The following is a 13,807-nucleotide window of genomic DNA, read 5'->3' on the forward strand; positions in this document are numbered from 1 at the left end:
CCTTCCTTAACGACGGATCGCCAAACGTTGTTCCAGGTAACGGAGCAACAGCGCGATGAGGTAACAGGCAGCCACATAGAGCGCCGTCGTGACCAACCAGGTTTCAATCACCCGATAGCTTTCGACGTTGATCTTGCGGGCGTAATAGGTCAGCTCCGGCACCGCAATCGCGGCCGCCAGGGAGGTGTCCTTGAACAGCGAGATGAAGTTGTTCGAGAGCGCCGGCAACACGTTGCGCAGCATGACCGGGACGGTGATGTAGGCACGAATCCGCCATTCGCCCAGGCCAATCGCCAAGCCCGCTTCGCGCAAGCCCTTGGGAATGCTCAACAGACCGGCGCGGAACACTTCGGTCAGGTAGGCACCGGCGTACAGCGACAGGGTGATGATGAACGAGGGAATCTTGTCCAGGCGAATGCCCAGTCCGGGCAAGGCGAAGTAGATCAACAAGATCAGCACCAGAATCGGCGTATTGCGCACCACTGTCACATACACCGAGGCGAGGATACGCAGCGCACGGTGCCTGGACAGCATCGCAAAGGCCATCAGCAGGCCGATCACGCAGCCGATGGCGATCGACAGCAATGCCAGCTGAAGCCCCAGGCCGAGCCCCACCAGCAAGGTGTCGAAATCGCGCCAGACAGCGGCAAAGTTCAACTGATAGTTCATGGTCGGCAGCACCTGATTCGAGGCGCCTGTAGCGACGCCTCAGGTTGATACATCACTTGAATTCAACCGGGAAACCAATCGCTGGTTCAGGCAGATCCACGCCGAACCATTGCTTGAACGAGGCTTTGTAGGTCGGGAATTCAACGCCGGTCATGGCTTCATGCAGGGCGGTATTAACGAAGTTCAGCCAGTCCTGATCGCCACGCTTGACGGCACACCCGTAGGTTTGCGGACTCCAGGCGTAGACCGGGCTGCGGTAGCGCCCCGGGTTCTGCACCATCAGGTACTTGACCGAAGACTGATCGGTGGCGGCAGCGTCGGCGCGACCGGAATTCACCGCCTGGTACATCAGGTCGACACTGTCGTACTGGTCGACCTTGGCCTTGGGCAGCGCCTGATGGACCAACTCTTCGGCGTAGACGTTTTGCAGCACCGCGACGGTCACGTCGTCACCTGCCGCTTGCAGGTCTTCGATTTCCTTGTACTTGCTGTTGGCCGGCAGCAGCAGGCCAACCCCTTCGCGGTAGTACGGCAAGGTAAACGCCACCTGCTGCGCCCGGCTGGCAGTCACGGTAATGAACTGGCAGCTCATGTCGACCTTGTTGGTCAACAGATTGGGAATGCGCGCATCGGAAGACTGCACCACAAACTCGACCTTGCTTGGGTCGTTGAACAACCCTTTGGCCACGACCCGGCCGATGTCGATATCAAAACCTTGCAACTTGCCATCCGCTCCCTGGAAGTGCCACGGCGCATTGGTACTGCCTGTACCCACGATCAGGTGCCCACGCTTGAGCACCTCATCGAGCTTGCTGTCCGCCGCCTGCACGACGCTGGCGAGAGAAGCTGATGCGGCGAAGAGAAAAACACACGCTTTAAACACGCAAGGTCGGTGATGCATGACAAGCCCTCCAGAGACTGTGTATTCCGTTATACCGGAACATGGTATGTAACAACGGAATAGACAGCAGAAAGTGTGCCACAGCCAGTCGCAAGAAAATATTGTTGATATGAATTTATTGAAAATCAGTCAGATACAGGCGCTTTCAGGAAACCACCTGGCCTCAGCACCCGCAGCTGCATTGCTACCGTCGACCTCAATCGGGGGTGACAGGGCACATTCCGGTGCGCGTGAGTACTCACATTGGACGTGCTCAAACGGTGGCCAATCGACGCTGTACCTGTGAACTCTGACAGTAGACCCGCTCGCCAGCCTGGCTTAGCGTGGCTCAGAAGGTAGCGGGACTTTTAGCGAAGGAGATTGCCATGGGCCTGATCAACACCGTACTTGAGGACGCGACAGCCTATAAAAAGGCGCTGGAGACACGGCGTACGGTATTCATGCTGTTTGTATCACCACACTGCCCAGCGTGCGGCGCAGCCAAACCGTTATTCAGCAAAGTGGCCGCTCGCTATCGCCGGCAGGCGGCTTTTTACCTGCTCGATACTACTCAGACGCCGCGCCACCCTGACGTGACCGGCACACCGACACTGCTGATTTTGAAGAACGGCAAGTTGGTCGAACGACTCAAGGGGTTCGGCCCCTGGGAAACCCAGGAGCAGACCTTGAACAGAACCTTCGCACGACACACGCGGCGCGTACCGACCAAGCGCGCCAAGCGAACTTGACCGCTGGCCCCTTGGCTCAGGCAGCGGCAACCGGCACCAGCAACACCTGGGTGACCCGACGCTCCTCCACCGCCGCAACCGTCAGGCGCCAGCCCTCGTGTTCCAGGCTGTCACCCACCACGGGCAAGCGGTCCAACAGGCTCATGACCAGACCGGCGAGGGTCTGGTAGTCCTCTGTAGCGACCGCCTTGAAACCGGTGCGCTGCCGAATCAGGTTCAGGTTCAACGCGCCATTGGCACGGAATCCGCCCTGCTCTTCGACCATATCCGGTCCTTCGACTTCGCTGGCATCCGGCAACTCACCGGCGATCGATTCAAGAATGTCGGTCATGCTCAACACCCCCATGAAGTCGCCGAATTCGTTGATCACGAAAGCAATGTGCGTGGATTCCTGGCGCATCTGTTCCAGGGCATTGAGAATCGAGAAACTCTCCAGCAGATTGATCGCCCGGCGCGCCAAGTGTTCCAGGTTCGGCTCGTTGCCCGCCAGGTACTCCTTGAGCAACTCTTTTTTGTGGACAAAACCCAAGGGCTCATCCACCGCACCATTACGGATCAATGGCAGGCGCGAATAGGACGAGTGCATCAGTTTCAGGCGAATCGTCTCGGGATCGTCAGCCAGGTCGATAGAGTCGACGTTGGCGCGCGGCGTCATCAGGGTGCGGATCGGTCGCTCGGCCAGCTGCAACACCCCGCTGATCATCACCCGCTCACGGCGGTCAAACAGCGGTCCTTGATTGCCATCCGCCTCACCCAACAGATCGGCGACCTCTTCGCCGACCTCTTCCACCGCCAGGCTGCGCCCACCCAACAGGCGCATCACCGCATGAGCGGTACGCTCACGAACGGGTCGCAGCCCTTGCGCCGACTTCTTGCGTCGGGCCCGAGTGATCTGGTTGAACACCTCGATCAGGATCGAAAAGCCAATGGCCGCGTACAGGTAGCCCTTCGGAATGTGGAAACCCAGGCCTTCGGCGGTCAGGGCAAACCCGATCATCATCAAGAAGCCCAGGCACAGCATGATCACCGTCGGGTGCGCGTTGACGAAGCGGGTCAGCGGCTTGCTGGCCACGATCATCAGACCGATGGAAATGATCACCGCGATCATCATCACCGCCAGCTCGTCCACCATACCGACCGCGGTAATCACCGCATCGAGGGAGAACACCGCGTCCAGCACCACGATCTGCGCCACAATCGGCCAGAACAGTGCATAACCGGCGTTGCCGGAGCGCTGGGAAACATGCCCTTCCAAGCGCTCATGCAACTCCATGGTGGCCTTGAACAACAGGAACACACCACCGAACAGCATGATCAGGTCGCGCCCGGAGAAGCTTTTGTCGAACACCTCGAACAACGGCTGAGTCAGGGTTACCAACCAGGAAATACTCGCCAACAAGCCCAGGCGCATCAGCAGTGCCAGGGACAGGCCGATCAACCGCGCACGGTCGCGCTGTTCCGGTGGCAGTTTGTCCGCCAGGATCGCAATAAACACCAGGTTATCAATGCCCAGCACCAGTTCCAGCACAATCAAGGTCAACAGGCCGAGCCAGGCCGTTGGATCCGCTATCCATTCCATATAAATGTCTCTGTCTCTTTATTGATTTGCAGAATACCGGGCACGGCAAAATGCGGTCAGGCGACCGGGGAAAGTCAGCGTTCGGAATACGGGATGTTTCAGCGGGAACAGCGGCAGCGAGGGTCTTGGGGAAAGACGACCGGGAGGCTCCGAGAGGGTGTTCATGCAAGTCCTGCAATGACAAAAGGACTTGAATCCTACAACTGAAAGCTAAATCCTTTACAACGCAAAACTATTACAAAATCTGTCTCCATTACACTGGCGCCCCTTCAGCTTTTACGAGTCGCGTCGTCCAGCGCCAGGATGGTGTGGGCGTTGGTGACGGTGGTCGCCAGCGTATTGATCACCCCCGAACGCAGCGCTCCCAGGGTCGCCGCCGCCTTGGTGTTCTCGCTGGCAATCGCCACCACATCCGGAATACGAAACAACTCCTGCACCGTCAACCCGATCACACGGCCCTGAATGGCATTGACCGCGGGTTGGCCGTGGATGTCGATAAAGTCGTAGCCCATCATGTCACCCACGGTCCCGGAGAGGCGCGCCTGGGCGATTTCCTGGGGCGAGAACCAGCCCATGCGCACCATATTGCTGTTCTCGCTCATATCGCCAATACCGATCAAGGCCAGGTCCGCGCGGCGCGCGCGGTCCAGGGTCGAGCGCACCGTATCGTTGCTGATCAGCACACTGCGCAGCTCCGGGTTAGCCACCAGCGCCGGCGCATACAAGCTTTCACTTTCACCGCCAAAGCGCAGGGCCAGGCGTCGGCAAATGTGGTCGGGATTCATGTATTCACCGGCCTTGAGTGAACCGCCGATAGCGCACACAAACGTGCAATTACGGGTCACCGGCAAAAACACGTTATCAGCCACCGCGCCGACATTGCGCCCCATGCCCACCGCGACGATCATGCCGTCGCTCAAGGTTTTGTTCAGGTAGTTGGCCACCAGGCTCGCGACCGCCGAGCGCTGGGTATCGGGATCACTGTGATCGACCGCGATCAAAGCGCGATCCAGCTGGAAACGTTCGACCAGCGCCTGTTCCAGCTCATTGTTCATCGCTGGATGTTGCAGCACCCGCACCTCGACGATCCCTTCGTCCCGCGCACGCTTGAGCAGCCGGCTGACTTTGGCCCGGGACAGGTCAAAGCGCTTGGCAATGGCTTCCTGAGTGACATTCTCAAGGTAATAGAGCATCGCCACTTCGGTCATCAGATCGATATCGCTGGCGATGCGCTGGGTACTGTCACTCATGGGCACGGGCTTCCGTTTCGGCGTCAAAGGCGCATTCTCCCGACTCTTGCCCCATCACGTCCACTACTGATGCCCATCGCGCTCAATGGCATTGATCCGCTCGACCTTGGCCCCCGAACGCGCCACTTCGAACTCCGACGCGAGGAACGCGGTGACGATGCTTTTGGCCAGTTCCGCACCGACCACCCGCGCGCCTATGGACAGGATCTGCGCATCATTGCTTTTGCGCGCACGCTCAGCCGAATAGGTGTCATGGGCCTGGGCCGCGCGAATCCCCAGCACTTTGTTGGCCGAAATCGCCATGCCGATCCCGGTACCACACACCAGCACGCCCAGGCGCTGCTGCCCGGCATTAATGGCCGTAGCCACCGCCAGCGCGATGTCCGGATAAAGCACCGGCGCCGTGGAATGGGTACCGAAGTCAGTCACCGGGTAACCCAGCGCCTCGATGTGGCGCTTCAACAGTTCCTTGAGTTCATAACCCGCTTCATCGCACCCGATAGCTACCGGGAAAGGTGTGTTCATGGCATTAGGCTCCGCTGCCGTCGTGAAAATCCGCAATGATCATATGATCAAACTATGAAATTATTCTCAGGCATTTCTCAGATATTAAACACTCCCTGTCAAGCAAGTTTTAACTGACTTCCCGGTCAAAGCCCTTTATCAGGGCAACACTTGCGAAAATGAGCACTCTTTTAACTTTCAAGTGAAAGAGATTGACTGATCAGAATTTCATTTGATACACATATGATCACACGACCGCAGACCTAATAAGAATTCACAGCACGAGGACACGCCAATGGCCACGCCATTACTGCTCCAGGCTGAACATGTCGCCAAGGCCTACGCCGGCATCCCCGCCCTGCGCGACGGCCGACTCTCGCTGCGAGCCGGCAGCGTGCACGCCCTGTGCGGTGGCAACGGCGCAGGCAAATCCACCTTCCTCAGTATCTTGATGGGCATCACTCAACGAGATGCCGGCAGCATTCTGCTCAACGGTACGCCGGTGCAGTTCAATCGCCCGAGCGAAGCGTTGGCGGCAGGGATTGCGATGATCACCCAGGAGCTGGAGCCGATCCCCTACATGAGCGTCGCCGAGAACATCTGGCTGGGCCGCGAGCCGCGCCGCGCCGGTTGCATCGTCGACAGCAAGGCACTCTATTTGCGCACTCGCGAACTGCTGGAAAGCCTGGAGTTCGACGTCGACGCCAGCCTCCCCATGCACCGCTTGAGCGTGGCGCAGATTCAACTGGTGGAGATCGCCAAGGCGTTCAGTCATGACTGTCAGGTCATGATCATGGACGAGCCGACCTCAGCCATCGGCGAGCGCGAAGCCGAAACCTTGTTCAAGGCCATCCGTCGCCTCACAGCCCGCGGCGCCGGCATCGTGTATGTGTCCCACCGCCTCAGCGAACTGGCGCAGATTGCCGACGACTACAGCATCTTTCGTGACGGCGCCTTCGTCGAAACCGGGCGCATGGCCGATATCGACCATGTCCATCTGGTACGCGGCATCGTTGGTCAGGAATTGACGCGCATCGACCACAAGGTCGGTCGAGAATGCACCACCGATTACTGCCTCGATGTTAACGGCCTGAGCCGTGCCGGCGAGTTCCAGGACGTCAGCCTGCAACTGCGCCAGGGCGAAATCCTCGGTATTTATGGCTTGATGGGGTCGGGGCGCAGCGAATTTCTCAACTGCGTCTACGGCCTGACCACCCCGGACTCCGGCAGCATGACGCTGCAAGGCAAGCCAATGCCCATCGGCGAGCCCAAGGCAAGCATCCGCGCCGGCATGTCACTGGTCACCGAAGATCGCAAGGAAAGCGGCCTGGTGCTCAGCGCCAGCATTCTTTCCAACATCGCACTGTCGGCCTACAAACAGCTGTCGAGCTGGTCGCTGATCAATGCCCGCAAGGAAAATCAGCTGGCCCAGGACATGGTCAAGCGCCTGCAGATCAAAACCACCTCGCTGGATCTGCCAGTGGCCTCCATGAGCGGCGGCAACCAGCAGAAAGTCGTGCTCGCCAAATGCCTGTCGACCCAACCGATCTGCCTGCTGTGCGATGAACCTACCCGCGGCATCGATGAAGGCGCCAAGCAAGAGATCTACCACCTGCTGGACCAGTTCGTGCGCGCCGGCGGCGCAGCCATCGTGGTGTCGTCGGAAGCGCCGGAGCTGCTGCACCTGAGCGACCGCATCGCGGTATTCAAAGGTGGCAGGCTGGTGACCATCAGCAGCGACACCGCCCTTTCCCAGGAAGCCTTGTTGAGTCTTGCCTCATGAATGCCAAAACACTGTCTACGCCAAAAACCGCCACCCCACCCACCTCGCCTGTCGCTGCCGCCCCGCGCAGCCGTCTGCGCCTGTCCCTCGACCGCTTTGGCCTGCCGCTGGTGTTTATCCTGCTGTGCGTGGTGATGGCCTTTTCCAGCGAGTACTTCATGACCTGGCGCAACTGGATGGATATCCTGCGCCAGACCTCCATCAACGGCATCCTCGCCGTGGGCATGACCTATGTGATCCTGACCAAGGGCATCGATCTTTCGGTCGGCTCGATCCTGGCCTTCGCCGGCCTGTGCAGCGCGCTGGTCGTCACTCAAGGCCACGGTTTGCTGGCAGCCGTCAGCGCGGGAATGTTTGCCGGCGCCATGCTGGGGATGGTCAATGGCTTTATGGTCGCGAACCTGTCAATCCCACCCTTTGTCGCGACCCTGGGCATGCTCAGCATCGCCCGTGGCATGACCTTCATTCTCAACGACGGCAGCCCGGTCACCGACCTGCCCGACGCCTATCTCGCGCTGGGTATCGGCAAGCTCGGGCCGATTGGCGTACCGGTGATCATCTTCGCGGTGGTCGCGCTGATCTTCTGGATGGTGCTGCGCTACACCACGTACGGACGCTACATCTACGCGGTAGGCGGCAACGAGAAGAGCGCCCGCACCTCCGGGATCGGCGTGCGCAAGGTGACGTTCTCGGTGTACGTGGTCTCCGGGTTGCTGGCCGGCCTCGCGGGCGTGGTGCTGGCGGCACGCACCACCTCCGCCCTGCCCCAGGCCGGCATGTCTTATGAACTGGATGCAATTGCCGCCGTGGTGATTGGCGGCACTAGCCTGTCCGGTGGTACCGGCAGCATCGTCGGCACCTTGTTCGGCGCGCTGCTGATCGGGGTCATCAACAACGGCCTGAACCTGCTCGGCGTGTCCTCTTATTACCAGCAGGTCGCCAAGGGCCTGATCATCGTGCTCGCGGTGTTGATTGACGTGTGGCGCAAGAAAAAACGCTAGTCGCTTTTCCTCTGAAACGAACTGAACGACCACAACAATAAACGGAGTTCTCATCATGAAATTCGCTACATCCTTTGCCGCTGTCGCGGCCCTTACCCTGCTCGCCAGCAGCGTCACCCTGGCCGCCGAAGGCAAGCCTTACAAGATCGGCGCCGCCGTCTACGGGCTCAAGGGACAATTCATGCAGAACTGGGTCCGCGAGCTCAAGGAGCACCCGGCGGTCAAGGACGGCAGCGTGCAAATCACCGTGTTCGACGGCAATTACGACGCGCTGACCCAGAACAACCAGATCGAAACCATGATCACCCAGCGCTTCGACGCGATCCTGTTCGTGCCCATCGATACCAAGGCCGGCATCGGTACCGTGAAACGCGCCATGGCCGAAGACATTCCGGTAATCGCCTCCAATGCCAAGCTGGCGGACCCTAAAGTGCCCTATGTGGGTAACGATGATGTCGAGGGCGGTCGCCTCCAGGCGCAGGCCATGGTCGACAAGCTCAAGGGCAAGGGCAACGTTGCGATCATTCAGGGGCCGATCGGCCAGTCAGCCCAGATCGACCGGGAACGCGGCGAAATGGAAGTGCTGAAAAAACACCCAGGCATCAAGATCATCGAGATGAAGACCGCCAACTGGTCCCGCGCCGAAGCCCTGTCCCTGACCGAGGATTGGCTCAATGCTCACCCCAATGGCGGCATCTCGGGAATCATCGCGCAAAACGACGACATGGCTCTTGGCGCCCTGCAAGCGGTGAAGTCCCGTGGCTTGACGCCTGCCGAAGTCCCGGTGACCTCCATCGACGGCATGCCGGATGCGATCCAGGCCGCGAAGAAGGATGAAGTCACCACCTTCCTGCAAGACGCCCAGGCTCAATCCCAGGGCGCCCTCGACGTCGCCCTACGCCAACTGGCCGGCAAGGACTACAAGCCTCGCTCGGTGATCTGGGAGCGGTATGCCAAAGACGTGAAGTGGGCTGACGGTACCGCCACCAGCTACATCCTGCCGTGGGTACCGGTGACCAACGCGAATGCGGATGCGCTGTATCAACAGGTCATCGGCGGCAAGTAACGGTTCCAACCTGTAAATGCACTCCAAATGTGGGAGCGGGCTGGCTCGCGATAGCAGTCGAGCAGCCAACTGATCGGCCATCTGACACACCGCTTCGCGAGCCAACCCGCTCCCACATTTGGTCGCCACTGTTTTTGAAAATGGAGTCAACCCAATGTCTGGATTCTGGAATCAGGCCTTCGACCTCACCGGCCGCTGCGCGGTGATCACCGGCGGGGCCGCCGGGATTGGCCTGGCCTGCGCCAGCTTGCTGGTGGAACGCGGCGCGCGCGTCGCCTTGCTCGACCGTGACCCCGCCGTAGTCGACGTCGCCGCCAGCCTCGGCACCGGACATATCGGCATTGCCGTTGACCTGCGCCAGCTTGATCAACTGCAAAGCAGCGTCGACTACGTGTTCGATCACTTCAAACGCCTGGATTACCTGGTCAACAGCGCCGGCGTAGTGGTGCTGGAAAAGGCCATCGATGTCAGCGAAAACGCCTGGGACACCACGCTCGATATCAACCTCAAGGCCAGCTTTTTCGTGGCCCAGGCCTGCGCCCGGCATATGTTGGCCCAGGGCAGCGGGCGCATCGTCAACCTGGCCTCCCAGGCCGCCGTTATCGGCCTGGATCGCCATGTCGCCTACTGCGCGAGCAAGGCGGCGATTGTCGGCATGACCAAAGTGCTCGCCATGGAGTGGGCGCCGCACATCAACGTCAACGCCATCTCCCCCACCATCGTTGAAACCGCCCTGGGCAAAAAAGCCTGGGCCGGCGAGGTAGGCGAGCGCGCCAAATTGCAGATTCCGGCGGGCCGCTTTGCCCAGCCGGACGAAATTGCCGGACTGACGCTGTACCTGCTCAGTGACGCCGCAAAGATGATCACCGGCGAAAACGTGGTGATTGACGGCGGTTACAGCATTCAGTAATTCATCTTTTGTCGTGAGGGCCCGTCATGTCCACCGCTACCGAACGCACTACCGAACAACTCAATCCGCTCATCCCCAAAACCATGCAGGCCGTGGTCTGCCATGGCCCGGAAGACTATCGCCTGGAAACCGTCGACGTACCGACGCCCGGCCCCGACGAAATCCTCACCAAAGTCGAGCTGTGTGGCATTTGCATGGGCGATATCAAGACTTATCGTGGCGCGCCCTCGTTCTGGGGCGACGCCGAGCAGCCCCGCTACGTCAAGCCACCGATGATTCCCGGCCACGAGTTCGTCTGCCGCGTGGTAGCCCTCGGCCCTGGCGCCGAAAAGCGTGGGGTGAAGATCGGTGACCGGGTAATCTCCGAGCAGATCGTACCGTGCTGGGGTTGCCGCTTCTGCAACCATGGCCAGTACTGGATGTGCCAGAAACACGACCTCTACGGCTTCCAGAACAACGTGCAGGGCGCCATGGCCCAATACATGATCTTCACCAAGGAAGGCATCATCCATCAGGTGCCGGACGCCATCGCCCCGGACGAAGCGATCCTGATCGAACCACTGGCCTGCTCACTGCACGCCGCCGAGCGGGCGAATGTCGATTTCGATGACGTGGTGGTGGTCGCCGGGGCCGGCACCCTGGGGCTTGGGATCATCGGGGCGGTACGCATGCGCAACCCGAAACGACTGATCGTCCTCGACATGAAACCCGAGCGCGCGGAACTGGCGTTGCGCATGGGCGCCGACGAAGTGTGGAACCCGGCTGAAGTCGATGTGCTGGCGAAGATCCGCGCGATCACCGACGGTTATGGTTGCGACATTTATATCGAAGCCACCGGACACCACAAGGCGGTGAACCAGGGTTTGGCCATGCTGCGCAAGCTCGGGCGTTTTGTCGAATTCAGCGTCTTCAACGACGAAGCCACTGTCGATTGGTCCATCATCGGCGACCGCAAGGAACTGGATGTTCTCGGCTCGCACCTGGGCCCGTATATGTACCCCAGGGCCATCGACTTTATCGCCAAGCGCAAGATCGACATGCGCGACGTGGTGACCCACAAGTTTGCATTGGCGGATTTCAAGGAGGCGTTCGCGGTGATGGAACGCGGGGACAAGTCGCTCAAAGTCGTCCTCGAACCTTGATGTGTCCTACACCCCCACTCAAAACAAGAACACAGGAACCCGCGTTATGAATCGAGTGATAAACGATCCGGATCAAGTGGTCGAAGACATGCTGCGCGGCATTCTGGTCGCACACCCCGAGCTGCGTCAAAGCGATACCAATCCACGGGTCATCAGCAAAGCCAAGCCTTCCCGTCGGGGCCAGGTGGGCATCGTGACCGGCGGCGGATCCGGTCATGAGCCGGCCTTCCTCGGTTATGTCGGCCCCGGCCTGGTGGACGCGGTAGCCGTTGGCGAAATTTTCTCCTCGCCGACCGCCAAGAGCTTTTTCGACGCCTTCCGCGTCGCCGATCACGGTGCCGGCGTGGCCTGCCTGTACGGCAACTATGCCGGCGACAATATGAACGTGAAGCTGGCGATGAAAATGGCTGCCAGCAAGGACATGCAGATCCGCACCGTGGTCGCCAACGACGACGTGGCTTCGGCGCCCAAGGCCGATATCGCCAAGCGTCGTGGCGTGGCCGGGGAGATTTTCATGTGGAAAGTCGCAGGGGCCGCCGCCGCACAGCACTACGACCTGGGCGGAGTGATTCGCGTTGCCCAGAAAGCCGTCGATCATTGTCGCTCCATTGGCGTCGGCCTCACACCCTGCACCATTGCCGCAGTGGGCAAGCCGAACTTCCAGATCCCGGACGGCCAGATGGAGTTGGGCATCGGCCACCACGGCGAACCGGGAATCGAAGTAATCCCCATCGAGTCTGCTGCCGCCATGGCCGAGCGCATGCTGGCGCCGATTCTCGCCGACCGCGATTTCAGCCAGGACGACAGCGTGGTGGTGCTGGTTTCAGGCCTGGGAGCGACGCCGGTGATGGAGCTGTACATCTTCTACGCGGAAGTCGAGCGCCAGCTCAAGACAAAGGGACTGAAGATTCATCGCTGTTATGTCGGCAACTACTTCACTTCCCTGGAAATGATGGGCGTCACTCTGACCCTGCTGGGCCTGGACGCCGAACTGAAAACCCTGATCGACCAACCCTGCCGCGCCATCGGCATGACCCAGGAGGACTGACCCATGAGCCAGCATTTCTCTACCCGAGAGGGCAGCGCCATCGTGACTGATCTGGTGAGCGTGATCGTCGCCAACCGTGAATACCTCAGTGAAGTCGACGGCGCGATTGGCGACGGTGACCACGGCATCAATATGGCCAAGGGTTTTGCCCATTGCGGCCGTACCCTTGAAGGTCGGCAACTGACGCTGGCCGAAGCGCTGGATGAATTGACCTTGAGCCTGATGGAGGGCATCGGTGGCTCCATGGGCCCCTTGTACGGCAGCCTGTTTATCGGCATGGCCGACGAAGTACGTGCCAGCGAAAATATCGACGCCGCGACCTTTGCCCGTTTGCTGCGCGGCGGCCTCACATCGTTGCAGGACATCACCGAAGCCGGCGTGGGCGACAAGTGCCTGATGGACACCTTGATTCCGGCGGTGGAGGCCTTTGAACAAGCACACGCCTCTGGTGCCCCCTTCAATGACGCGCTGGAAAAGATGAAAAGCGCGGCTTCCCAAGGGCGCGACTCGACCAAGGACCTGATAGCGAAAATCGGCCGGGCCAGCCGGCTGGGAGAGCGTTCGCTGGGCGTGCTGGATGCCGGGGCGGTGTCGTGCTGCTTGATCCTGACGCGGCTGGCGGATTCGGTGCAGCCGCGTTTGTGTTAGCCGGCACACCACTCGGCACCTCGCTCAGGCTCGGTGTACCCGCAGGCAGGCAGCGTGGTTTAACGGGGCCGATCAAAAGCAGAGCCACCTTCTGTAAGAGCGAGCTTGCTCGCGAAAAACCTGAGATCGCCTCGGGGTGTCAGATTTCCCGCGTCATCGTTAACGACCTTCGCGAGCAAGCTCGCTCCTACAGAAAGGAGGCACGCTCGCAGAAGATCAGGCCGCCTCCCGTAAATACTGTCTTGAACTTGAGATCACAATCAAAAGCAGAGCCACCTTCTGTAGGAGCGAGCTTGCTCGCGAAAAACCTGAGATCGCCTCGGGGTGTCAGATTTCTCGCGTCATCGTTAACGACCTTCGCGAGCAAGCTCGCTCCTACAGAAAGGAGGCACGCTCGCAGAAGATCAGGCCGCCTCCCGTAAATACTGTCTTGAACTTGAGATCACGATCAAAAGCAGAGCCGCCTTCTGTAGGAGCGAGCTTGCTCGCGAAAAACCTGAGATCGCCTCGGGGGGTCAGATTCCCCGCGTCATCGTTAACGATCTTCGCGAGCAAGCTCGCTCCTACAGAAAGGAGGC

General features: G+C 60.0%; 13 protein-coding genes. 8 read left to right on the forward strand and 5 right to left on the reverse strand.

Annotated features, from left to right (window positions below; translation table 11 throughout):
• Positions 1-6: 6 nt before the first annotated feature.
• On the reverse strand, positions 7-669 hold the full coding sequence (locus BLU75_RS12730) for an amino acid ABC transporter permease (RefSeq protein WP_084378819.1): 663 nt from the start codon (positions 667-669) through the stop codon (positions 7-9).
• A 52-nt stretch (positions 670-721) separates the two neighbouring features.
• Positions 722-1,570 carry a transporter substrate-binding domain-containing protein gene (locus BLU75_RS12735; RefSeq protein WP_084378820.1) on the reverse strand — a complete coding sequence of 283 codons (849 nt, stop codon included), beginning with the start codon at positions 1,568-1,570 and terminating at the stop codon, positions 722-724.
• Between the two features lie 365 nt (positions 1,571-1,935).
• Here BLU75_RS12735 and BLU75_RS12740 point away from each other — a divergent pair, with 365 nt between their 5' ends.
• Positions 1,936-2,298 (forward strand): thioredoxin family protein, encoded by a 363-nt coding sequence (locus BLU75_RS12740; RefSeq protein WP_084378821.1) that lies wholly within the window; start codon positions 1,936-1,938, stop codon positions 2,296-2,298.
• 16 nt (positions 2,299-2,314) lie between these two features.
• Here the strand turns inward: BLU75_RS12740 and BLU75_RS12745 are convergent, their stop codons facing one another.
• From BLU75_RS12745 to rpiB, 3 genes are all read right to left on the reverse strand, one after another.
• Positions 2,315-3,877 (reverse strand): TerC family protein, encoded by a 1,563-nt coding sequence (locus BLU75_RS12745; protein ID WP_084378822.1) that lies wholly within the window; start codon positions 3,875-3,877, stop codon positions 2,315-2,317.
• A gap of 269 nt (positions 3,878-4,146) precedes the next feature.
• On the reverse strand, positions 4,147-5,127 hold the full coding sequence (locus BLU75_RS12750; protein ID WP_084378823.1) for a sugar-binding transcriptional regulator: 981 nt from the start codon (positions 5,125-5,127) through the stop codon (positions 4,147-4,149).
• A gap of 63 nt (positions 5,128-5,190) precedes the next feature.
• A complete protein-coding gene (gene rpiB / locus BLU75_RS12755; protein ID WP_084378824.1) occupies positions 5,191-5,652 on the reverse strand; it encodes a ribose 5-phosphate isomerase B in 462 nt (153 codons plus the stop codon).
• A 274-nt stretch (positions 5,653-5,926) separates the two neighbouring features.
• On the opposite strand from rpiB, the gene BLU75_RS12760 reads away from it, so the two are divergent.
• The 7 genes from BLU75_RS12760 (at position 5,927) to dhaL (ending at position 13,229) form a co-directional block, all read left to right on the forward strand.
• Positions 5,927-7,414: a sugar ABC transporter ATP-binding protein gene (locus BLU75_RS12760; RefSeq protein ID WP_084378825.1), complete on the forward strand. Its 1,488-nt coding sequence runs from the start codon at positions 5,927-5,929 to the stop codon at positions 7,412-7,414.
• Positions 7,411-8,415: an ABC transporter permease gene (locus tag BLU75_RS12765; RefSeq protein WP_084378826.1), complete on the forward strand. Its 1,005-nt coding sequence runs from the start codon at positions 7,411-7,413 to the stop codon at positions 8,413-8,415. The genes BLU75_RS12760 and BLU75_RS12765 overlap by 4 nt, the downstream gene beginning before the upstream one ends.
• Positions 8,416-8,470: 55 nt before the next feature.
• Entirely contained in the window at positions 8,471-9,481 is a 1,011-nt protein-coding gene (locus BLU75_RS12770) for a substrate-binding domain-containing protein (RefSeq protein ID WP_084378827.1), read from the forward strand.
• A gap of 154 nt (positions 9,482-9,635) precedes the next feature.
• Positions 9,636-10,391, forward strand: a complete 756-nt coding sequence (locus tag BLU75_RS12775; RefSeq protein ID WP_084378828.1) for an SDR family oxidoreductase — start codon at positions 9,636-9,638, stop codon at positions 10,389-10,391.
• 26 nt (positions 10,392-10,417) lie between these two features.
• Positions 10,418-11,533 carry an MDR/zinc-dependent alcohol dehydrogenase-like family protein gene (locus BLU75_RS12780; RefSeq protein WP_084378829.1) on the forward strand — a complete coding sequence of 372 codons (1,116 nt, stop codon included), beginning with the start codon at positions 10,418-10,420 and terminating at the stop codon, positions 11,531-11,533.
• A gap of 46 nt (positions 11,534-11,579) precedes the next feature.
• A complete protein-coding gene (locus BLU75_RS12785) occupies positions 11,580-12,581 on the forward strand; it encodes a dihydroxyacetone kinase subunit DhaK (protein WP_084378830.1) in 1,002 nt (333 codons plus the stop codon).
• Between the two features lie 3 nt (positions 12,582-12,584).
• Positions 12,585-13,229 (forward strand): dihydroxyacetone kinase subunit DhaL, encoded by a 645-nt coding sequence (gene dhaL / locus BLU75_RS12790; RefSeq protein ID WP_084378831.1) that lies wholly within the window; start codon positions 12,585-12,587, stop codon positions 13,227-13,229.
• Positions 13,230-13,807 lie beyond the last annotated feature (578 nt).

This window comes from Pseudomonas mucidolens (genome assembly GCF_900106045.1).
Taxonomy (GTDB): domain Bacteria; phylum Pseudomonadota; class Gammaproteobacteria; order Pseudomonadales; family Pseudomonadaceae; genus Aquipseudomonas; species Aquipseudomonas mucidolens.